This is a genomic window from Mycobacterium sp. E342 (genome assembly GCF_001667665.1).
Taxonomy (GTDB): domain Bacteria; phylum Actinomycetota; class Actinomycetes; order Mycobacteriales; family Mycobacteriaceae; genus Mycobacterium.
The window spans coordinates 1-21,043 of the sequence record NZ_LZJM01000267.1 but is presented as its reverse complement, the minus strand read 5'-3'; the positions used below and the strand labels follow the sequence as shown (position 1 = coordinate 21,043).

At 68.4% G+C, this 21,043-nt stretch carries 19 protein-coding genes and 2 tRNA genes; 14 read left to right on the top strand and 7 right to left on the bottom strand.

Going from position 1 to position 21,043, the window contains the following annotated elements:
* Window positions 1-6: 6 nt before the first annotated feature.
* Together serA and A5692_RS21495 are read left to right on the top strand one after the other, a co-directional pair.
* A complete protein-coding gene (serA, locus tag A5692_RS21500; protein WP_068059565.1) occupies window positions 7-1,593 on the top strand; it encodes a phosphoglycerate dehydrogenase in 1,587 nt (528 codons plus the stop codon).
* A complete protein-coding gene (locus tag A5692_RS21495) occupies window positions 1,590-2,600 on the top strand; it encodes a 3-isopropylmalate dehydrogenase (RefSeq protein ID WP_068059562.1) in 1,011 nt (336 codons plus the stop codon). Before serA ends, A5692_RS21495 begins: the two co-directional genes overlap by 4 nt.
* Here A5692_RS21495 and A5692_RS21490 read toward each other — a convergent pair.
* A complete protein-coding gene (locus A5692_RS21490; RefSeq protein ID WP_068059559.1) occupies window positions 2,500-3,804 on the bottom strand; it encodes an MFS transporter in 1,305 nt (434 codons plus the stop codon). The two genes, A5692_RS21495 and A5692_RS21490, sit on opposite strands and share 101 nt — an antisense overlap.
* Window positions 3,805-3,899: 95 nt before the next feature.
* Here A5692_RS21490 and A5692_RS21485 point away from each other — a divergent pair, with 95 nt between their 5' ends.
* The 4 genes from A5692_RS21485 to A5692_RS21470 all read left to right on the top strand — a co-directional run bounded on the left by A5692_RS21485 (window position 3,900) and on the right by A5692_RS21470 (window position 6,556).
* Entirely contained in the window at window positions 3,900-4,697 is a 798-nt protein-coding gene (locus A5692_RS21485; RefSeq protein ID WP_068059596.1) for a fumarylacetoacetate hydrolase family protein, read from the top strand.
* Window positions 4,694-6,163 carry a glutamate--tRNA ligase gene (gene gltX / locus A5692_RS21480; protein WP_082962969.1) on the top strand — a complete coding sequence of 490 codons (1,470 nt, stop codon included), beginning with the start codon at window positions 4,694-4,696 and terminating at the stop codon, window positions 6,161-6,163. The genes A5692_RS21485 and gltX overlap by 4 nt, the downstream gene beginning before the upstream one ends.
* A gap of 176 nt (window positions 6,164-6,339) precedes the next feature.
* Window positions 6,340-6,411, top strand: a tRNA-Gln gene (locus tag A5692_RS21475).
* A gap of 72 nt (window positions 6,412-6,483) precedes the next feature.
* A tRNA-Glu gene (locus tag A5692_RS21470) sits at window positions 6,484-6,556 on the top strand.
* 8 nt (window positions 6,557-6,564) lie between these two features.
* Here the strand turns inward: A5692_RS21470 and A5692_RS21465 are convergent.
* Both A5692_RS21465 and A5692_RS21460 read right to left on the bottom strand, forming a co-directional pair.
* Window positions 6,565-7,077 (bottom strand): pyridoxamine 5'-phosphate oxidase family protein, encoded by a 513-nt coding sequence (locus tag A5692_RS21465; RefSeq protein WP_068059553.1) that lies wholly within the window; start codon window positions 7,075-7,077, stop codon window positions 6,565-6,567.
* 71 nt (window positions 7,078-7,148) lie between these two features.
* Window positions 7,149-7,850, bottom strand: a complete 702-nt coding sequence (locus A5692_RS21460; RefSeq protein ID WP_068059551.1) for an IclR family transcriptional regulator — start codon at window positions 7,848-7,850, stop codon at window positions 7,149-7,151.
* Window positions 7,851-7,937: 87 nt separating this feature from the next.
* Here A5692_RS21460 and leuC point away from each other — a divergent pair, with 87 nt between their 5' ends.
* From leuC to A5692_RS21445, 3 genes are all read left to right on the top strand, one after another.
* Entirely contained in the window at window positions 7,938-9,353 is a 1,416-nt protein-coding gene (gene leuC, locus A5692_RS21455) for a 3-isopropylmalate dehydratase large subunit (RefSeq protein ID WP_068059548.1), read from the top strand.
* 24 nt (window positions 9,354-9,377) lie between these two features.
* Window positions 9,378-9,974 (top strand): 3-isopropylmalate dehydratase small subunit, encoded by a 597-nt coding sequence (leuD, locus tag A5692_RS21450; protein ID WP_068059593.1) that lies wholly within the window; start codon window positions 9,378-9,380, stop codon window positions 9,972-9,974.
* Between the two features lie 212 nt (window positions 9,975-10,186).
* Entirely contained in the window at window positions 10,187-10,816 is a 630-nt protein-coding gene (locus tag A5692_RS21445; protein ID WP_068059545.1) for an HU family DNA-binding protein, read from the top strand.
* Window positions 10,817-10,885: 69 nt separating this feature from the next.
* On the opposite strand, the gene A5692_RS21440 is transcribed toward A5692_RS21445, so the two are convergent.
* The 3 genes from A5692_RS21440 to cofC all read right to left on the bottom strand — a co-directional run bounded on the left by A5692_RS21440 (window position 10,886) and on the right by cofC (window position 14,844).
* Complete coding sequence (locus A5692_RS21440) at window positions 10,886-11,827, bottom strand: bifunctional NUDIX hydrolase/histidine phosphatase family protein (protein ID WP_068059542.1); 942 nt, start codon at window positions 11,825-11,827, stop codon at window positions 10,886-10,888.
* An 84-nt stretch (window positions 11,828-11,911) separates the two neighbouring features.
* Window positions 11,912-14,101, bottom strand: a complete 2,190-nt coding sequence (locus tag A5692_RS21435) for an RNA degradosome polyphosphate kinase (protein ID WP_068059539.1) — start codon at window positions 14,099-14,101, stop codon at window positions 11,912-11,914.
* Between the two features lie 89 nt (window positions 14,102-14,190).
* Window positions 14,191-14,844, bottom strand: coding sequence for a 2-phospho-L-lactate guanylyltransferase (cofC, locus tag A5692_RS21430; protein WP_068059536.1), 654 nt, complete (start codon window positions 14,842-14,844; stop codon window positions 14,191-14,193).
* 109 nt (window positions 14,845-14,953) lie between these two features.
* On the opposite strand from cofC, the gene A5692_RS21425 reads away from it, so the two are divergent.
* Both A5692_RS21425 and A5692_RS21420 read left to right on the top strand, forming a co-directional pair.
* Window positions 14,954-15,985, top strand: coding sequence for an NAD(P)H-dependent glycerol-3-phosphate dehydrogenase (locus A5692_RS21425; RefSeq protein WP_068059533.1), 1,032 nt, complete (start codon window positions 14,954-14,956; stop codon window positions 15,983-15,985).
* A 79-nt stretch (window positions 15,986-16,064) separates the two neighbouring features.
* Window positions 16,065-17,177, top strand: coding sequence for a D-alanine--D-alanine ligase family protein (locus A5692_RS21420; RefSeq protein ID WP_068059529.1), 1,113 nt, complete (start codon window positions 16,065-16,067; stop codon window positions 17,175-17,177).
* 80 nt (window positions 17,178-17,257) lie between these two features.
* On the opposite strand, the gene A5692_RS21415 is transcribed toward A5692_RS21420, so the two are convergent.
* Window positions 17,258-17,830, bottom strand: coding sequence for a DUF3515 domain-containing protein (locus tag A5692_RS21415; protein WP_068059526.1), 573 nt, complete (start codon window positions 17,828-17,830; stop codon window positions 17,258-17,260).
* A 144-nt stretch (window positions 17,831-17,974) separates the two neighbouring features.
* On the opposite strand from A5692_RS21415, the gene A5692_RS21410 reads away from it, so the two are divergent.
* The 3 genes from A5692_RS21410 to A5692_RS21400 all read left to right on the top strand — a co-directional run.
* Window positions 17,975-18,937, top strand: coding sequence for a thiamine-phosphate kinase (locus A5692_RS21410; RefSeq protein ID WP_068059524.1), 963 nt, complete (start codon window positions 17,975-17,977; stop codon window positions 18,935-18,937).
* A 27-nt stretch (window positions 18,938-18,964) separates the two neighbouring features.
* Complete coding sequence (locus A5692_RS21405) at window positions 18,965-19,648, top strand: uracil-DNA glycosylase (protein ID WP_068059521.1); 684 nt, start codon at window positions 18,965-18,967, stop codon at window positions 19,646-19,648.
* Between the two features lie 94 nt (window positions 19,649-19,742).
* A partial coding sequence (locus A5692_RS21400) for an HNH endonuclease signature motif containing protein (RefSeq protein WP_068059518.1) occupies window positions 19,743-21,043 on the top strand: 1,301 nt, incomplete at its 3' end.

Sequence of the window (21,043 nt, the reverse complement as noted above, 5' to 3'; positions counted from 1 at the left end):
GGCCGGGTGAATCTGCCTGTTGTATTGATCGCCGACAAACTCGCCCAATCGACCGTCGCCGCCCTGGGAGACCAGGTCGAGGTGCGCTGGGTAGACGGGCCGGACCGGGAGAAGCTGCTGGCCGCGGTGCCGGAAGCCGACGCGCTGCTGGTCCGCTCGGCCACCACCGTCGACGCCGAGGTGCTGGCGGCCGCCCCCAAGCTGAAGATAGTCGCGCGCGCCGGTGTCGGGCTGGACAACGTCGACGTGGACGCCGCGACCGAGCGGGGCGTCCTGGTGGTCAACGCCCCCACCTCCAACATCCACAGCGCCGCCGAGCACGCGTTGGCGCTGCTGCTGGCCGCCGCTCGGCAGATCCCGGCTGCCGACGCCTCGCTGCGCGAGCACACCTGGAAGCGGTCGTCGTTCAACGGCACCGAGGTCTTCGGCAAGACGGTCGGAGTGGTGGGGCTGGGCCGCATCGGGCAGTTGGTCGCCCAGCGGCTGACGGCCTTCGGCACCCACCTCATCGCCTACGACCCCTACGTCTCGCCGGCCCGGGCCGCGCAGCTGGGCATCGAACTGCTGCCGCTCGACGACCTCCTCGGCCGCGCCGACTTCATCTCGGTGCACCTGCCGAAGACGCCCGAGACGGCGGGCCTGATCGGCAAGGAGGCGCTGGCCAAGACCAAACCGGGCGTCATCATCGTCAACGCCGCCCGCGGCGGCCTGATCGACGAGGCCGCGCTGGCCGAAGCGGTCAGCAGCGGGCACGTCCGCGCGGCCGGTATCGACGTCTTCGCGAAGGAGCCGTGCACCGACAGCCCGCTGTTCGGGCTGCCGCAGGTGGTGGTCACACCGCATCTGGGGGCATCCACCGCGGAGGCACAGGACCGGGCCGGCACCGACGTCGCGGAAAGCGTGAAACTCGCTCTGGCCGGCGAATTCGTTCCCGATGCGGTCAACGTCGGCGGCGGCGTGGTCAACGAAGAGGTGGCGCCCTGGCTGGACCTGGTGCGCAAGCTCGGGGTGCTGGCCGCCTCGTTGTCCGACGGGCCGCCGCTCTCGGTGTCGGTGCAGGTGCGCGGCGAGCTGGCCTCCGAAGATGTTGAGGTGCTGAAGCTTTCGGCCCTGCGCGGGTTGTTCTCGGCGGTGGTCGAGGGTCCGGTCACTTTCGTCAACGCGCCGGCGTTGGCCGAAGAACGCGGCGTCTCCGCCGAGCTCACCAAGGCCTCGGAGAGCCCGAACCACCGCAGCGTCGTCGACGTGCGCGCCGTCACCTCCGACGGCTCGGCCGTCAACGTGGCCGGCACGCTGTCCGGGCCGCAGTTGGTGGAAAAGATCGTGCAGATCAACGGCCGCAACTTCGATCTGCGCGCCCGGGGCACCAACCTGGTGATCAACTACGTCGATGCGCCCGGCGCGCTGGGCAAGATCGGCACCCTGCTCGGCTCGGCGGGCGTGAACATCCAGGCCGCTCAACTCTCCGAGGACGCCGAGGGTCCCGGGGCGACCATTCTGCTGCGGCTGGACCAGGACGTGCCGAGCGAGGTGCGCTCGGCGATCGGTGCCGCCGTGGGCGCCAACAAGCTTGAGGTGGTCGATCTGTCGTGAAACTCGCTGTTATCGGCGGCGACGGTATCGGGCCGGAAGTGACGGCCGAGGCGCTCAAGGTCCTTGACGCGGTGCTGCCCGGCGTGGAGAAGACGGATTACGACTTGGGCGCGCGGCGTTTTCACGCCAGCGGTGAGCTGCTGCCGGAATCGGTGCTCGCCGAGCTGCGCCAGCACGACGCCATCCTGCTCGGCGCGATCGGCGATCCGTCGGTGCCCAGCGGCGTGCTGGAGCGGGGTCTGTTGCTGCGCCTGCGTTTTGAGCTGGATCATCACGTCAACCTGCGGCCGGGCCGGCTCTATCCCGGTGTGAGCAGCCCGTTGGCCGGAGACCCGCACATCGACTTCGTGGTGGTCCGCGAGGGCACCGAAGGCCCCTACACCGGTACCGGCGGCGCGATCCGCACCGGGACGCCGCACGAGGTGGCCACCGAGGTGAGCCTGAACACCGCCTTCGGTGTGCGCCGCGTGGTGGCCGACGCGTTCGCGCGCGCCCGGCGTCGTCGCAAACACCTGACGCTGGTGCACAAGACCAACGTGCTGACCTTCGCCGGGAAGCTGTGGTCGCGGATCGTGGCCGAGGTCGGGGCGGACTACCCGGACGTCGAGGTCGCCTACCAACACATCGACGCCGCCACCATCTTCATGGTCACCGACCCGGGACGCTTCGACGTGATCGTCACCGACAATCTGTTCGGTGACATCATCACCGACTTGGCGGCGGCGGTGTGCGGCGGAATTGGGTTGGCCGCCAGCGGAAATATCGACGCCACCCGGACCAACCCGTCGATGTTCGAGCCGGTGCACGGCAGCGCGCCCGACATCGCCGGTCAGGGCATAGCCGATCCGACCGCGGCCATCATGTCGGTGTCGTTGCTGCTCGCCCACCTCGGGGAGGACGACGCCGCTAGGCGGGTGGATCGGGCCGTTGAGGCCTATCTGGCAACGCGCGGGAACGAACGGCTCGCCACCAGCGAAGTCGGCGAACGGATTGCCGCCGGGCTGTAGTTTCCAGCCCGGGCGGCAGCAACCGCGCCGGAACCAGCGGCACCGCGACCGCCGGGAACAGTCCGCACAATATCCACGCGTTCGGGTATTTCGCGGCGGTGATCAACGCCCCGAACAGCGGCGGCGCGGCTGCCGCGAACACCCGCTGGGTGGTGTTCTGGATGCCCAGGGCGCGCCCGCTCCAGAACGGCCCGGCGTATTCGGTGATGGCCGTCGCCTCCAAACCGTTGTCCAGCACGGCGATCACCGAGATCGCGACCATCAGGGGCGCCTGATAACTCGAACTCAGAAAGTCCGCCCAGGCCAGGAGGAAGAGGGTGACGGCGGCGGCCGCCGCGATGAGGCGGACCGGCCGCATTCGAGAGCCGACGCGGTCGGACCAACGGCCCACCAGGACCCGGCCGATCGCGCCCAGCAGCTGGGAAAGGGTGACCAGACTGCCGGCCGCCGCCACCGACCAGTGCAGGTTCTTGATCAGCCACACCAGCATGAAGGTGACGGTCACCGTCTGCGGAACCATCAACAGCCCGGCCACCGTGTGAATTCGCCACAGTGCCAACGACCCTCGGTAGGGGTTGGCGAGTTCGGAATCGCTGGCCTTCTCCCTGGGCTTGCGGGGCGGGTCGATGATGCCGACCGCGCTCGCCGCCGCTCCCAGCGCGCACGCCAAGGCCGTGAACTTCAGCCCAGCAGCCGGCCCGTGCTCGCCCAGCTCGGGAATCACCAGCGCCCCCAGGGCGATTCCGAGGGGCTGCGCGGTTTGGCGAAACCCCATGGCCAAACCGCGCTGCTGCGGCGGGAACCACGCCGACACCAACCGCCCGCCGGCGGTGTTGCAGCTGGCCGCGGCCATGCCTCCGAGAAACAAGTAGACGGCCATCAGCACCATCGAATGGGCCGACGCCGCGGCGTAGGCCGCTGCCGCGGTGAGCACCAAACCCGCTGCCATGACTTCCCGCTCGCCTACGCGGTCCAGCACGTAGCCCCACAGCACCAGCGTGACCACCATGCCCCAGCTCGGCATCGACGACAGCAGACCGGCTTCCCCGAGTGGGATTCCGCGCGCCGCTTGGAGCGAGGGGATCAGGAACGCGATGCCGTTGATGAAGAGGAAGGAACTCGCGGTGGCGACCAGCGACACGACCATGATGGACCAGCGGGCGCCCGCGCCCAGTTCACGCGTGGTGGCCGGCCCCGTGTGCATTCCTCATGCTTGCATATGCGCCGGAAACCGCTGGTAATGCTCGTGTGCCTGCCGCCATTGCGATGCCGCAACCGCTCATCAGTAGGCTCAACGAAATGCGCCTTGGTCGAATCGCCAGCCCGGACGGTGTCGCCTTCGTCAGCATCGAGGGCGACCTCGCCGATCCCGCCGCGATGGTCGCCCGCGAGATCGCCGAGCATCCCTTCGGCACGCCGAACTTCACCGGCCGGTCATGGCCGCTGGCCGATGTGCGGCTGCTGGCCCCGATACTGGCCAGCAAGGTGGTCTGCATCGGCAAGAACTACACCGATCACATCGCGGAAATGGCCGAACTCACCGGTCCGGCGGCGCCGGATCCGATCATCTTCCTCAAGCCCAACACGGCCATCATCGGCCCGAACGTACCGATTCGCTTGCCCGCCAACGCATCACCGGTGCATTTCGAGGGGGAGCTGGCTGCCGTCATCGGGCGGCCCTGCAAGGACGTCTCCGCAGCGCAGGCCGCGGACAGCATTCTCGGTTACACCATCGGGAACGACGTGTCCGCCCGCGACCAACAGAAGTCCGACGGCCAATGGACCCGCGCCAAAGGGCACGACACCTTCTGCCCGGTGGGGCCGTGGATCGTCACCGACGTCGACCCGTCGGATCTCGAGATACGAACCGAGGTCAACGGCGAAGTGAAGCAACACAGCCGGACCTCGCTGATGATCCACGACGTCGGCGCCATCGTCGAATGGATCTCGGCCGTGATGACCCTGCTGCCCGGCGACCTCATCCTCACCGGGACGCCCGCAGGAGTCGGTCCGATCGAGCATGGCGACACCGTCTCCATCACCATCGAAGGGATCGGAACGCTCACCAATCCCGTGCTCCGTAAGGGAAAGCCGTGACAGCCGAAACGAAAGTCCGCGTCAGGTTCTGCCCGTCGCCCACGGGCACCCCGCACGTCGGCATGGTCCGCACCGCGCTGTTCAACTGGGCCTATGCCCGGCACACCGGGGGCACCTTCGTCTTTCGCATCGAGGACACCGACGCCGAACGCGACACCGAGGAAAGCTATCTGGCCCTGCTCGACGCGCTGCGCTGGCTCGGCCTCGACTGGGACGAGGGCCCCGAGGTCGGCGGACCCTACGGCCCCTACCGGCAGTCGCAGCGCAAGGAGATCTACCGCGACGTGGTGGCCAAACTGCTCGAAGCCGGTGAGGCCTACTATGCGTTCTCCACGCCGGAAGAGGTTGAGGCGCGCCACATCGCGGCGGGCCGCAATCCCAAACTGGGATACGACAACTTCGACCGGCACCTGACCGATGCCCAGCGCGCCGCGTTCCTGGCCGAGGGCCGCAAGCCGGTGGTGCGGCTACGGATGCCCGACGAGGACCTCGCCTGGAACGACCTAGTGCGCGGGACCACCACCTTCGCCGCGGGCAGCGTGCCGGACTTCGCGCTGACCCGCGCCAACGGAGATCCGTTGTACACCTTGGTCAACCCCTGCGACGACGCGCTGATGAAAATCACCCACGTGCTGCGCGGCGAGGACCTGCTGCCCTCGACGCCGCGCCAGCTCGCGCTGTACCAGTCGCTGATCCGGATCGGCGTCGCCGAGCGCGTCCCGGAGTTCGCCCACCTGCCAACGGTATTGGGGGAGGGCACCAAGAAGCTCTCGAAGCGCGACCCGCAGTCGAATCTGTTCGCCCACCGCGACCGGGGCTTCATCCCGGAAGGGCTGCTCAATTACCTTGCGTTGCTGGGTTGGGCCATCGCCGACGACCATGACCTGTTCAGCCTCGACGAGATGGTGGCCGCCTTCGACGTCGTCGACGTCAATTCCAACCCGGCGCGGTTCGACCAGAAGAAGGCCGACGCGCTCAACGCCGAGCACATCCGGATGCTCGAGCCGGCGGATTTCGCGGGCCGGCTGCGCGACTACTTCGGCGCCCACGGCCATCGGCTCGGGTTGGCTGACGCCGCGTTCGCCGTCGCCGCCGACCTGGTGCAGACCCGTATCGTCGTGCTCGCAGACGCGTGGGACCTGCTGAAGTTCCTCAGCGACGACGAATACGCCATCGACCCCAAGGCCGCCGCCAAGGAGCTCGGCGCGGACGCGGCCGCGGTACTCGACGCCGCGCTCGTCGCGCTGGAGGGCGCGACGGACTGGACCACCGCGCACATCGAGTCCGCCCTCAAGGCGGCGCTCATCGAAAATCTGGGCCTCAAACCGCGCAAGGCGTTCGGTCCGATCAGGGTTGCCGCCACGGGAACGACAATCAGCCCGCCGTTGTTCGAATCACTGGAGCTGCTCGGACGTGACCGCAGCCTGCTGCGGTTACGCGCCGCGCGGGAAGCGGTCGGCGGATAAGGCTTGGGCCTCTCGAAGGCCTCGAAGGCGTCGCGGACCTCGCGTGCGGATTGTGTCCCGAGTCTTTGGTAGTCTGCTCTGCGGCTCACAAAGCCGACAACGGCTGGCAGCGGCGGTCTTCCGAGCGGCGTGATACGGCTCCGGACGGGCGTTGACCAGCGGTTTTAGGCAGCCGATGGGGTATGGTGTAATTGGCAACACAGCTGATTCTGGTTCAGCCATTCTAGGTTCGAGTCCTGGTACCCCAGCAAAACGTCACCACCTCAAGCGATTAGGTGGGCTTCCGAGTGTGAGCTATGCTGGCACTCCGGATCGTGTCTGGCCCCGTCGTCTAGCGGCCTAGGACGCCGCCCTCTCACGGCGGTAGCGTGGGTTCGAATCCCATCGGGGCTACAAACAAACTACTGACCGGTCCCCAGCACGGCCGGGGCCGTGGAGCCACCCACCGGCATGGCCGGCAGCCCGAGTTTGCGATGGTCCCACGAGCGGGAGCGCCGGGCGACGATGCGCACGCAGACGCGCTTGTTCATCATCTGCTCGACAAAGGGCTTCATCTCGTCGCTGTACGGGCCGGTGTAGCGCTCGAACACGCTGACGCCGACCCGGTGCGAGACGGCGGGATCGTCGACGATCTCCGCGACGCCTTCGAATGACACTCCGCGCAACGTGTCGTAGGTGTCGCCGTCCTCGATCAGGAAGCTCACCCGCGGATCGCGTTTGAGGTTGACCGCCTTCTGCGACTTGGCCTTGGTCTCAAGCCAGATCTCGCCGTCCACGACGGCGTACCACATCGCGGTCAGATGCGGCTGGCCGTCGGGACCGACGGTGGCCAGCGTGCCGGTGCGGCTCTTGACGACGAAATCGGCGATCTCGTCTTCCGACATGACGATGCTCGCGCGCTGATTGGTTCCCATGGCGGTCAGTCTGTCAGGCTGCCCGGCGACGGTGCGCGCTGGTCGCCGAGACGCTTCTCGCGCGCGACGTTTCAGAGCCGGCGGGTGAGCGCCTCGGCCGCGGAAATGAGATCCGCGGCCCAGCGCGCTCCCGGACGCCGGCCGATCCGGTCGACGGGTCCCGACACCGAGATCGCGGCGACGACGGCTCCGCGGCCGTCGCGCACGGGAACCGACACGCTCGCCACCCCGGGCTCCCGCTCGGCCACGCTTTGCGCCCAGCCGCGGCGCCGCACTTCGGCCAGGGTGCGCTCGGTGAACTTCGCCGACGGCAGCACCGCCTTTTGCGTCGCAACGTCGCTGTGGGCCAGCAGCACCTTGGCACCCGAGCCCGCGGTCATCGGCAAGCGCGCCCCGACCGGGACCGTATCGCGAAGGCCCGCAGCGGGTTCCAGGGCCGCCACGCAGACTCGTGTGGTGCCCTCGCGGCGGTACAGCTGCACGCTCTCCCCGGTGGTCTCGCGCAGCAGGGGGAGCACCCCCGCGCTGGCGGCCAGCAGTGGGTCGTTGACATGGGCGGCGAGCTCGGTGACGGCCGGACCGAGTCGCCAGCGCCCCTCGTCGTCACGCGCCAGCAGGCGATGGACTTCCAGCGCGGCGGCCAACCGGTACGCGGTGGCCCTGGGCAATCCGGTCCGCTCGCACAGTTCGGCCAACCCGCAGGGGGATTGGGCGATGGTGTGCAGGATGCTGACGGCTTTGTCGAGAACGCCGATGCCGCTATGCTGTCTCACAAGGAGATACTAGCGTCTCGCATTCTGAGATCACAGCCCATGGTCGATCGACGAGCCGCGCATGAGGGGAATAGAGGCGAATTTCAGATGGGATCCGGCAAGCCGCGCACCCTGGCCGAAAAGGTGTGGGACGACCACGTTGTGGACAAAGGGGGCGCTGACGCGCCCGACCTGATCTACATCGACCTGCATCTGGTGCACGAGGTCACCAGCCCGCAGGCTTTCGACGGGCTACGCCTGGCCGGACGACCGGTGCGACGGCCCGATCTGACGCTGGCCACCGAGGATCACAACGTGCCCACCATCGACATCGACAAGCCGATCGCCGACCCGGTGTCACGCACCCAGGTCGAGACGTTGCGCCGCAACTGCGCCGAATTCGGCGTTCGGCTCTACCCGATGGGCGACATCGAGCAGGGCATCGTGCATGTCGTCGGGCCGCAATTGGGCCTCACCCAACCGGGAATGACGATCGTCTGTGGTGATAGTCACACGTCGACGCACGGCGCGTTCGGCGCACTGGCGATGGGCATCGGCACCTCGGAGGTCGAGCACGTGCTGGCGACCCAGACGTTGCCGCTGCGGCCGTTCAAGACCATGGCGGTCAATGTCGACGGCGAACTGCCCACCGGCGTGACGGCCAAGGACATCATTCTGGCCTTGATCGCCAAGATCGGCACCGGCGGCGGGCAGGGTCACGTCATCGAATACCGCGGCAGCGCCATCCAATCGCTGTCGATGGAAGGCCGGATGACGATCTGCAACATGAGCATCGAGGCCGGCGCCCGGGCCGGCATGGTGGCGCCGGACGCGACCACCTACGAATTCCTGCGCGACAAGCCGCACGCGCCGCAGGGTGCGCAGTGGGACGCGGCGATGCGCTATTGGCAGCAGCTGCACACCGACCCCGGCGCCGCCTTCGACACCGAGGTCCACCTCGACGCGGCATCGCTGAGCCCGTTCGTGACCTGGGGCACCAACCCCGGGCAGGGCGTGCCGCTGGCCGGGGCCGTACCCGACCCGGAGCTGATGACCGGCGACGCCGAGCGGCAGGCCGCCGAGAAAGCGTTGGCTTACATGGACCTTCGTCCGGGCACTCCGATGCGCGACATCGCGGTCGACACCGTGTTCGTTGGCTCTTGTACCAACGGTCGTATCGAAGACTTGCGGGTGGTCGCCGACGTGCTGCGCGGCCGCAAGCTGGCCCCCGGGGTGCGGATGCTCGTGGTGCCCGGGTCCATGCGGGTGCGCGCTCAGGCCGAAGCCGAAGGGCTGGGCGAGGTTTTCACCGCCGCGGGCGCCGAGTGGCGACAGGCGGGCTGCTCGATGTGTCTGGGGATGAATCCGGACCAGCTGGCGCCGGGTGAACGCTGCGCGGCGACCTCCAACCGCAACTTCGAAGGGCGCCAGGGGAAAGGCGGCCGGACGCATTTGGTGTCTCCGGCCGTTGCCGCCGCGACCGCAGTTCGCGGCACATTGTCCGCCCCGGCCGATTTGAACTGACGTAATCGAGAAGAACGGATGACCATGGAAGCATTTCACACCCACACCGGTATCGGTGTGCCGTTGCGGCGGTCCAATGTCGACACCGATCAGATCATTCCGGCGGTGTATTTGAAGCGGGTCACCCGAACCGGTTTCGAGGACGGGCTGTTCGCCAGCTGGCGCTCGGATCCGTCATTCATCCTCAACCTCAGTCCCTTTGACCGGGGGTCGGTCCTGGTCGCCGGGCCCGATTTCGGCACCGGCTCGTCGCGCGAGCACGCGGTGTGGGCGCTCATGGACTACGGGTTTCGGGTGGTCATCTCGTCTCGATTCGGTGACATCTTCCGGGGCAACGCCGGCAAGGCGGGGCTCTTGGCGGCCGAGGTCTCCCAAGACGGCGTGGAACTGCTTTGGAAGCTCATCGAGCAGAGCCCGGGACTGGAAATCACTGCCAATCTTCAAGATCGAAATATCACCGCGGGAACGACGGTGTTGCCGTTCAAGATTGACGACCACACGGCCTGGCGACTCCTCGAAGGACTCGACGATATAGCCCTTACGCTGCGGAAACTCGACAAAATCGAGTCATACGAGGCCGCCTATCCGCAGTGGAAACCGCGCACTCTGCCCGCCTCCTGAACGGTCGAGAAGGGCGGAATTTCTTCTCGCTCACCTAACTAAACCGGCCCGATTTCCACGTGCCGCCACCGGTCAAGGGCGGCAACCGGATTGCGAAACCGCCGATTGTCTGACCCTGAAATTGCGCGTGGCTCTTGGAAATTTGCTGGGTGAGGGTTTACCGTGTGCTCTAGTCGGTTCAAATCGAGGACCACTAGCGTCGGAGGGATTGGATGAATAAGGCAGAGCTCATTGATGTGCTCACACAGAAATTGAACACCGACCGGCGGCAGGCGACCGCCGCCGTCGAGAACGTCGTCGACACCATTGTGCGTGCGGTGCACAAGGGCGACAGTGTGACGATCACCGGGTTCGGTGTGTTCGAGCAACGGCGTCGCGCGGCCCGGGTGGCCCGCAACCCGCGTACCGGCGAGACGGTGAAGGTGAAGCCGACCTCCGTCCCGGCGTTCCGGCCCGGTGCTCAATTCAAAGCGGTTGTCTCTGGCGCACAGCGTCTCCCGTCGGAAGGACCTGCAGTGAAGCGTGGTGTAGTGGCAAGCGGCGCGGCCAAGAAGACCGCGGCGAAGAAGGCTCCCGCCAAGAAGGCCGCGGCGAAGAAGGCCGCTCCCGCCAAGAAGGCTCCGGTCAAGAAGGCAGCGACCAAGGCTCCGGTCAAGAAGGCCGCGACCAAGGCCCCGGCCAAGAAGGCCGCGACGAAGGCCCCGGCCAAGAAGACCGTGGCGAAGAAGGTTGTGGCGAAGAAGGTCGTGGCGAAGAAGGCGGCGACCAAGGCTCCGGCCAAGAAGGTCGCGGTCAAGAAGGCGCCCGCCAAGAAGGCCACCGCGCGTCGCGGTCGCCGTTAAGGCAGCAGTCACTCTCTAGACGCGAATACCCTTCGGGTGGCAGCGATGCGCCCGAAGGGTATTTGCGTGTTATGCCCGCACGTTGGCGGCCAGCGCCCCGCCGATGTGATCGGCTGCCACCAGTCGACCGCCCGACAGTGACAGCACCCAGGCGCTGCCCTTGTGGTTGCGCGACTTGTCGGGGCGCACCCCGTCCCGTGCGCACCACCAGGCGATCAGGTCCGGGATCACCTTGCCCTGTGTGCAAATGACCGGCGTCCCTTGCTGCTCGGCGATGGCCAGCATCCGGTGGCGGGCGCGTTTGGGGCTCTTGGCGTAGGCCTCCTCGGTGAGGGCGGGCTCATTGTGCACGGCGACGCCCAATTCCGCCGCGAGCGGTTCCACCGTCTGGTGGCAGCGCAGGCGGTCGGCCGCGTACACGTCGGTGGCGCCGAAGGCCAGCAGCTGCGGAACCAGCGCCTCGGCTTGTGCACGGCCCCGCTTGTCCAGCGGGCGCTGGGTGTCGTCGCCTTTGAAGCGCGATTTCCTGCCGGCGGTGCCGTGCCGGACCACGAGCACGGTATGCGTGTCAGCGGGATGTTTCATGAAGTGGCGCAACATTTTTCGGTCATGAGAATAGGTGAGCATGTTCAGCGCGTCCGGCACCGGCACCCACACCAATTCGTCGACCTCGTTGCCGGGGGTGAAGTCGCCGCCGGTGCTGCGCGCCGCCCAGTAGTAGACCTTCTTGACGCCCGCCTCGATCGGGTAGCTCACCATGTCCAGCCGCCTGCCCAGCACCCCGTGCTGACCCGTCTCCTCGCACACTTCGCGGACCGCGGCGACGGGCGCCGTCTCGCCCGGGTCCACTTTGCCCTTGGGCAGTGACCAGTCGTCGTAGCGGGGGCGGTGGATCACCGCGATCTCGAGGCCGGGGTTGGACGAATCAGTCGGCCGCCACAAGACCGCTCCGGCGGCATACACGATGCGGCTTCCCGGACGCCGAGCGGTGGACGAACTCTTGGTCGGCAACTCAACTCCTGCAGGTCAATTCGGTCGGGCCGAGCGCGTATCGCGGTGCGGCCGGAAATCAACCGTAAATCACCACGCAGAGGGTTACGGAGTGCGGTGCCGCTCCATCAACGACACTTGGTGGTCGCGTACGCTGTGCCCGTCCTGCGGCGACGCGATCCACTGCCCGTCGGGTCCCAGCTCCCAGCACCGGGTCGACGGGTCCAGCGCGGACTCGAACAAGTCGTCCAGGTACGAGGTCAGCCTCGGGTCCTTGACCTGAACGAGCGCCTCGACGCGCCGGTCGAGGTTGCGGTGCATCATGTCTGCGCTGCCGATCCAGAACTCGTTGATGCGATTGAAATGCATGATGCGGGAATGCTCCAGGAAGCGGCCGAGAATCGAACGGACCGCGATGTTCTCCGAGAATCCTTCGGCGCGGGGGCGCAGCGCGCAGATCCCGCGTACCACCACCTCCACCCGCACATCGGCCATCGACGCGCGGTAGAGCGCGTCGATCACCTGCTCGTCGACGAGCGCGTTCATCTTGAGGCGGATCCGCCCGCCGCCGTGTTCGCGGTGCGCGGCGATCTCGCGCTCGACGCGCTCGATGATGCCGGTGCGAATCCCGTGCGGGGCCACCAGGAGGTTGCGGTAGGAGACCTTGCGCGAGTAGCCGGTAAGCGAATTGAACAGATCCGTCAGATCCGCCCCGATCTCGGGCGAGGCCGTCAGCAGGCCTACGTCCTCGTACAGTCGCGCCGTCTTGCCGTTGTAGTTGCCGGTGCCGATGTGGCAGTAGCGGCGGATCGCCGAACCCTCGCGCCGGACCACCAGGCAGGTCTTGCAGTGCGTCTTGAGCCCGACGTACCCGTAGACGACGTGCACGCCCGCCTGTTCCAGCTCGCGCGCCCAGCGGATGTTGGCCTGCTCGTCGAAGCGCGCCTTGATCTCCACGAGCGCCACCACTTGCTTGCCGGCCTCGGCGGCATTGATGAGCGCCCGAACGATCGGCGAATCACCGGATGTGCGGTACAGCGTCTGCTTGATCGCCAGCACATTGGGGTCGGCTGCGGCCTGCTCGATGAATCGCTGCACGCTGGTGGAGAACGACTCATACGGATGATGCAGCAGCACATCGCCTTCGCGCAGCGTCGCGAAGATGCTCCTGGGCGTCTCGCGGTCGACGAACGCGGGACTGGTGGCCGGAACGAACGCCGGGTCCTTCAGCGCCGGCCGGTCGAGGCTGTACACCTGCCACAGCGACGACAGATCGAGCAGGCCGGGCACCTCGATGACGTCACCGGGATTCACGTCGAGTTCGCGCAGCAGCAGTTCCAGCATGCTCTCGGTCATGTCGTTGGCGATCTCGAGCCGCACCGGCGACCCGAACCGCCTGCGCGCCAACTCCCGTTCCAGCGCTTGCAGCAGGTCCTCGTCGCGGTCCTCTTCGACCTCGTAGTCCGCGTTGCGGGTAATGCGGAAAGCGTGGTGCTGGACGATCTCCATGCCCGGGAACAACACCGGCAGGAAGGCCGCGATCAGCTCTTCCATTGGCAGGTAGCGAATTATGGCAGGGCCTTCGCCGTCGTCCGTATCGCGTGCGCCCAGTTCGACGAAGCGGTCCACGTTGTTGGGCACCTTCACGCGCGCGAAGTGCTGGCCGCCGTCCTCGGGCTGGCGGACCATGACCGCCAGGTTCAGGCTCAGCCCACTGACGAAGGGGAAGGGATGCGCCGGATCGACGGCGAGCGGCGTGAGCACGGGAAAGACCTGTTCGTGGAAATAGGTCGACAGTTCGTCGCGCTCACCCTGATCCAAATCGGCCCACGTGACTATATGTATGCCTTCCTCGGCGAGCGCCGGGCGCACCGAATCGAGGAACACCCGCGCGTGCCGGGTCGCGATTCGCTGCGTCTGCTCGCCGATGAGGGCCAGTTGCTCGCGCGGGGTCAGTCCGTCGGCCGAACGCACCGACAGTCCCATCTCGTCGCGGCGCTTGAGGCCGGCGACGCGCACCATGTAGAACTCGTCGAGGTTGGAGGCGAAGATCGCCAGAAACTTGGCTCGCTCTAACAGCGGCAACGAGTTGTCCGCGGCGAGCGCCAGCACGCGGGCGTTGAAGTCCAGCCAGCTCAGCTCCCGGTTGAGGTAGCGGTCCTCCGGCAGGTCGGTGAGCGCCGCCGGTGTCGCGGCGGGCGGCGCCGTCACGGCCGAGTCGCCGTGATGCCACAAGTTCTCGTCGGGGCGCGCCTCAGCTTCGGTTTCAGTCACCCTGCGATCATTGCTCATCACGCGCCGATGCTGCTAGCGCTCGACGGACATCCATTCGCCGTTGGGGCGACGTTCACCCCGGGGACAGGTGTGCCGTGGCGCGGTCGAGGTCACTGTTGCGCGAGAGCCCGGGCGGTCGCCGCCCCAACCCCGAGCCGGCGGGCGGCGGCGAGGTCGTCGGGGGTGTCGACGTCGCAGCGCAGGCCCGGCCACGCGCCGGTCAATTCGATTGCTCCCGAACGTCGGTGCCGCGCCGACGAATCGGCTCCGAATTGCGGATCGAGTGGGGCGCCGAACGCGAAGAGGGCGGCGGTCCCCGTCGCCAGCCGGTCGGCGACAAAGCTGCGCCGGTGATGCCTCGCGGCGGCGATCGCCTCAGCCAGCTCCTGCGTCTGCAGCGCCGGCAAATCCCCTTGCAGCACAATGATGTTCGGGAATGAACCGGCCACGGTCCGCTCCGCGGTGGCGATGGCGTTGTTCAGCGGGTCGCCATGCCCCTGGGGCGTCGGGTCGGCCAGCACGTCCGCGCCCAGCTCGGTCGCCGCCGCGGCCGCGGCCTCGTCGGGCGTGATCACACTGATCGAACCGAGTGAGCCGACGCGTCGCGCGGCGGTCAGGGTGTCGATCAACATGGCCAACACCACGCTCTCCCGCGTGCGCGCCGAGAACACGGGGGCCAGCCTGGTCTTGGCCGCCGCCAACCGTTTCACGGCGATGATCAAGGCGATGTCTTTTCCCGTGCCGTCGGCTCGTGTGCCGCTCATGACATGTCATCCTGCCAGCGAGCCGCGCTAGCTCGCGTGACGGCCGGTCCGTCGCTGATCTAGGGTGTAGCGGCTGCAAGACGCTGGAGACGACGCATGGGGGTGGTGGATGGCCGGCACGCCTGCCAGTTCGACGGGCGTCGTCGCGGTCATGGGTGCCGGGGCGTGGGGCACCGTGCTGGCCAAGGTGCTCGTGGAGGCCGGCGGACCGGAGACGACGGTCACCCTGTGGGCCCGTCGATCCGACGTCGCCGACCGGATCAATGCCACCCGGTCCAACCCCGACTATCTGCCCGACACGGTGCTGCCGGCGGGCATCCGCGCCACCACCGACGCGGCGGATGCGCTCGACGGCGCCTCGACGGTGCTGCTGGCGGTGCCCGCGCAGACGATGCGCGCCAATCTCGAAGGGTGGGTGCCGGTGCTGCCCGAGGGGGCCACCCTGGTCAGCCTGGCCAAAGGCATCGAGCTGGGCACCCTGATGCGGATGAGTCAGGTCATCGTGTCGGTGACCGGCGTCGACCCGGCTCAGGTCGCGGTGATCTCGGGACCCAACCTCGCCAGCGAGATCGCCGAATGCCAGCCCGCCGCCACCGTGGTCGCGAGCAGCGACTCCGGCCGCGCCGTCGCCCTGCAGCGCATGCTGAACACCGGGTACTTCCGCCCCTATACCAATAGCGATGTCGTCGGCACCGAGATCGGCGGGGCGTGCAAGAACGTCATCGCGCTCGCCTGCGGCATGGCGGCCGGCGTCGGGCTGGGGGAGAACACCGCGGCGGCGATCATCACCCGCGGTCTGGCGGAGATCATGCGGCTGGGCATCGCGCTCGGCGCCAAGGGCGCCACGCTGGCCGGGCTGGCCGGCGTGGGTGACCTGGTCGCGACGTGCACCTCGCCGTATTCACGCAATCGGTCGTTCGGCGAACGCCTGGGTCGCGGCGGGACCATGGAGTCGGCGATGCAGGCCCGGGACGGGCACGTCGTCGAGGGCGTGACGTCGTGCGAGTCGGTGCTGGCGCTCGCCTCCAGTTACGACGTCGAGATGCCGCTGACCGACGCCGTACACCGGGTCTGCCACAAGGGACTGTCGGTGGACGAGGCGATGGCCCTGCTGCTGGGACGCAGGACCAAGCCCGAGTGACTCCGCGCGGTCACCGAAACCCCAGCTGGCGGCCCGCCGTCCGACCCGAGCCGCGCGCAACCGGTAGCCTCTTTAAGTTGTGAGTGCCAGCGGAAGCCGCGTGCGCGTCGCCGTCGTCTTCGGCGGGCGCAGCAACGAGCACGCCATCTCGTGTGTGTCCGCGGGCAGCATCCTGCGCAATCTCGATCCCGAGCGGTTCGAGGTGGTCGCGATCGGCATCACCCCGGAAGGGTCCTGGGTGCTCACCGACGGCGACCCGGCCGCGCTGGCCATCAGCGACCGGCAGCTGCCGGAGGTGACCGCCCAGTCGGGCACCGAACTGGCTCTGCCGGCGGACCCGCGCCGCAGCGGTCAACTGGTCTCCCTGTCGTCCGGGGCTCCAGAGGTGCTGGCTTCCGTCGACGTGGTGTTCCCCGTGCTGCACGGTCCGTACGGGGAAGACGGCACGATCCAGGGCCTGCTGGAGTTGGCCGGGGTGCCCTATGTCGGGGCCGGCGTGCTGGCCAGCGCGACGGGCATGGACAAGGAGTTCACCAAGAAGCTGTTCGCCGCCGAGGGGTTGCCGGTCGGCGCGTACGCGGTGCTGCGCCCGTCGCGGTCGGCCCTGCGCCCCGAGGAGTGCGAGCGGCTGGGTCTGCCGGTGTTCGTCAAACCCGCCCGCGGCGGATCGTCGATCGGCGTCACCAGGGTGACCGACTGGGAGGACCTGCCCGCGGCCGTCGCGGTGGCCCGCCGGCACGACCCGAAAGTGATCGTGGAGGCGGCCATCACCGGCCGGGAGGTCGAGTGCGGCGTGCTCGAATTGCCCGATGGCACAGTCGAAGCCAGCACGCTGGGCGAGATCCGGGTGGCCGGGGTGCGGGGCCGCGAGGACTCGTTCTACGACTTCGCCACCAAATATCTTGACGACGCAGCGGAATTGGACGTGCCGGCCAAGGTGGACGACGACATCGCCGACGCCATCCGGCAATTGGCGATCCGGGCGTTCAGGGCCATCGACTGCCAGGGGCTGGCCCGGGTCGACTTCTTCCTCACCGACCAGGGACCCGTGCTCAACGAGATCAACACGATGCCCGGGTTCACCACGATCTCGATGTACCCGCGGATGTGGGCCGCGAGCGGTGTCGACTATCCCACCCTGCTGGCGACGATGGTCGAAACGGCGTTGGCCCGCGGCACCGGCCTGCGCTGACCCGTGGCGATCGCAAGCGCGGCGTAGCCGGGCGTGGCGGGTCGCCACCATCAACCCGTGGCGGGTCGCCGCCATCAACCTCAACCAGGTGGCCCCGGGTTGATCGGCACCGCCGCGATGGTGCGGTCGATGACCTCGGACAGCTGCTGGATGGGCGTGGGACCCGATCCCGACGGCAGCGTGAGCGCCACGTACACCGGCCGGTCCACGGTGTACCAGGTGGATCGGCCCGCGTCACCGGCGGACTGCTGTTCGGGGCGCACCGCGAACCACTGCACCCGGTCGACGATCTGAATCGGAGATCCCACCACGAACTCGCCGGGGCGGTCGAGCCCGCAACGCAGCACCACGGGCTCGCTGTCCCGTCCGGCTCGCCAGGCGGCCGCGCCCTGGGGTGCCGGTTGCGCGACGGGTGCGCGTTGGTAGTCGCCGAGCCGCTGCGGCAGCGCCCCGGCCAGCGCCCGGCACGCGGGGCTGTCGGCCTGCGGCGCCGCGGCGGCGGGCACGGCAACCGGTTGGGGCGGCGCCTCGCGGTTCGCCGCGATCACCAGGACCACGCCGATCGCCACGACGGCGAGGGCGACCGCGGCGATGATCACCGCGGGCGGCGGCCCCCCGTCGTCACGGGGGCCGCTATCGGCGTCGGTCGTCACCGCCCGCGCACCTCCTATCTCTGGCACGACATCGCAGGCCTCTACACTGGCGCGGGCCGCTCGCGCGGGCAGTAATCAAACTTACCGCAGGTCGGCGACCGGACGGAGGCCCGCACAGGGCGAGGACGCGCCGAAGGAGGTGGCGTGGGCGAGGAGGCATCAAACCCCACCCTGCAGCAGCTGGGTGAGTTCACCGTCATCGACCGCCTGGTCCGCGGCCGCCGCCAGCCGGCCGCGGTGGCGGTCGGCCCGGGTGACGACGCGGCCGTGGTGCACGCCGCGGATCGGCGCGTCGCGGTGTCGACCGACATGCTGGTGCAGGACCGGCATTTTCGGCTGGACTGGTCGACCCCGCACGACGTCGGCCGTAAGGCCATCGCCCAGAACGCCGCCGACATCGAGGCCATGGGCGCGCGGCCCACGGCCTTCGTGGTGGCGTTCGGCGCGCCGGGTGACACGTCGGCGGCCGACGTCGACGCGCTGGTCGGCGGAATGTGGGACGAGGCGCAGCGCATCGGCGCCGGCATCGCCGGCGGCGACCTGGTCAGCTGTCCGCAGTGGGTGATCTCGGTGACGGTGCTCGGCGATCTGGACGGCCGCGCCCCGGTGCTGCGGTCCGGGGCGAGGGCGGGCTCGGTGATCGCGGTCGCCGGTGAGCTGGGCCGCTCGGCCGCCGGCCTTTCATTGTTGGGCAAGGGAATTGACGGCTTCGACACGCTGCGCCGCCGGCATCTGGTCCCGCAGCCGCCCTACGGCCAGGGCGTGGCGGCGGCGGCCGGGGGAGCGCAGGCGATGATCGACGTGTCCGATGGCCTGGTCGCCGACCTGCGGCACGTCGCCGAGGCGTCGGGTGTGGCGATGGATCTGTCGACAGCGGCGTTGGCCGCGGACCACGACGCGCTGACGGCCGCGGCCGCCGCCGTGCGCGCCGATCCGTGGTCGTGGGTTCTGGGCGGCGGAGAGGATCATGCCCTGGTGGCGTGCTTCGCCGGGCCCGCGCCCGCCGGATGGCGAATCATCGGACGGGTTCTCGAGGGGACGGCCGGAGTGCTTGTCGACGGGCAGGAGTGGACCGGCTACGCAGGCTGGCAGTCATATGACGACTAGGGTGATCGATGCCATGGGAGGAGCCCGATGACGGCGAGGCCGTTGACCGAACTCGTCGAACCGGGCTGGGCGGCCGCGCTGCAGCCGGCGGCCGAACGGGTCGCCGAGATGGGGCAGTTCCTGCGGGCCGAGATCGCGGCCGGGCGCAGGTACCTGCCGCCAGGCCCGAACGTGTTGCGCGCCTTCACCTTTCCATTCGACAACGTCCGGGTGCTGATCGTCGGCCAAGACCCGTACCCGACGCCGGGACACGCGGTGGGACTGAGCTTTTCGGTGGCCCCCGACGTGCGTCCACTGCCGCGCAGTCTGGCCAACATCTTCGACGAATACGCCGCCGACCTCGGTCATCCACTGCCCTCGTGCGGTGACTTGACGCCGTGGGCCGAGCGCGGGGTGATGCTGCTGAACAGGGTGCTCACCGTGCGTCCCAGTAATCCGGCCTCGCACCGGGGCAAGGGCTGGGAGGCCGTGACCGAGTGCGCGATCCGCGCGCTGGCCGCCCGTTCGCAGCCGATGGTGGCGATCCTGTGGGGACGCGACGCGTCGACACTCAAACCGATTCTGGCCGATGGTAATTGCGTGGCGATCGAGTCACCGCACCCGTCACCGCTGTCGGCCTCTCGGGGGTTCTTCGGGTCGCGCCCGTTCAGCCGCGCCAACGAACTCTTGACGGGCATGGGCGCCGACCCGATCGATTGGCGGCTGCCATGACCGTCTCCGTCACCCTGTAAACCCTTGTGTCACTTTGGTTTCAGTGGTCACAATGTGGGCCTTTTTGTCGGTGGGTGTTCCTAGAGTTTGAGGCATGGGTGTCAGTAGTCGTGAGGAGATCGTCGAGGTCATCGACGCGCTCGACGACGACGCTGACCGCCTGTGCGGGTTGTCTTTCGACGTCCTGACTACCCCTGAGCGGCTGCGCGCCTTGGAGCGGGTGGAGCGCGTGGCCCGCCGGCTGCGCACCCCGCAGCACGCCTTGATCAATCAGCTTTCCGAGCAGGCCAGTCCCGAAGAGTTGGGCGGCTCGCTTCGCGTTGGGCTGGCCGACCGATTGCGCATCACCAAGGCCGAGGCCGGCCGGCGCATCGAGGAAGCCGCCGACCTCGGTGTGCGCCGGGCGCTGACCGGTGAGCCGTTGGCGCCACAGTTGAGTGCGACCGCGGCCGGCCAACGCGAGGGGCTCATCGGCGATGGGCACGTCAAGGTGATCCGCAACTTCTTTGCCCAGCTGCCGGTCGCGGTCGACGTGTTGACCCGGCAGGCTGCCGAAGCCGACCTGGCCGGCAAGGCCGCCGGGTATCGCCCCGACGAATTGGCCACCTACGCAAAGCGGCTCATGGATTGGCTGCACCCCGACGGGGATTTCAGCGACGCCGAACGGGCCCGCAAACGCGGAATCACCCTGGGCGCCCAGGAGTGCGATGGCATGTCGCGCATCAGCGGCCTGGTCACCCCGGAGGTGCGGGCCGCGATCGAGGCCATGTTGGCCAAGCTGGCCGCCCCCGGGGCGTGCAACCCCGACGACGAGACCCCGGTGGTCGACGAGACACCCGATGAGGACGCGGTGCGCCGTGACACCCGCAGCACGGCGCAGCGCAACCATGACGCGTTCCTGGCCGGACTCCGTGGGCTGCTGGCCTCCGGGGAACTCGGCCGGCACAACGGCTTGCCCGTGTCGATCGTGGTGACCACCACATTGCAGGACTTGGAGGCAGCGGCCGGTAAGGCGCTGACCGCCGGCGGCACGTTGGTGCCGATGTCGGATGTGATCCGCTGGGCGGGCCACGCTCACCATTACTTGGCGATCTTCGACAACGGCAGGGCACTGGCGCTGCATCACACCAAACGGTTGGCTTCCCCGGCGCAGCGAATCATGTTGTACGCCAAGGACCGTGGTTGCACCAAGCCCGGCTGTGATGCGCCGGCCTACCACAGCCAAGTCCACCACATCAAAGGCTGGACTACCACCCGCCGCACCGATATCGACGACCTCACCCTGGCCTGCGGCCCGGACAATCGGCTCGCCGAGAAAGGCTGGACCACCCGCACCAACGCCCGGGGTGAAACCGAATGGCTACCGCCGCCGCACCTGGACCGCGGCCAACCCCG

Coding starts and splice junctions, on each gene's coding strand:
- cofC (WP_068059536.1), bottom strand. CDS start 14,844: ATGAGCGGCACACGAGCCGACGGCACGGGAAAAGACATCGCCTTGATC.
- A5692_RS21425 (WP_068059533.1), top strand. CDS start 14,954: ATGGCCGGCACGCCTGCCAGTTCGACGGGCGTCGTCGCGGTCATGGGT.
- A5692_RS21405 (WP_068059521.1), top strand. CDS start 18,965: ATGACGGCGAGGCCGTTGACCGAACTCGTCGAACCGGGCTGGGCGGCC.
- A5692_RS21485 (WP_068059596.1), top strand. CDS start 3,900: ATGCGCCTTGGTCGAATCGCCAGCCCGGACGGTGTCGCCTTCGTCAGC.
- leuD (WP_068059593.1), top strand. CDS start 9,378: ATGGAAGCATTTCACACCCACACCGGTATCGGTGTGCCGTTGCGGCGG.
- A5692_RS21490 (WP_068059559.1), bottom strand. CDS start 3,804: ATGCACACGGGGCCGGCCACCACGCGTGAACTGGGCGCGGGCGCCCGC.
- A5692_RS21445 (WP_068059545.1), top strand. CDS start 10,187: ATGAATAAGGCAGAGCTCATTGATGTGCTCACACAGAAATTGAACACC.
- A5692_RS21465 (WP_068059553.1), bottom strand. CDS start 7,077: ATGGGAACCAATCAGCGCGCGAGCATCGTCATGTCGGAAGACGAGATC.
- leuC (WP_068059548.1), top strand. CDS start 7,938: ATGGGATCCGGCAAGCCGCGCACCCTGGCCGAAAAGGTGTGGGACGAC.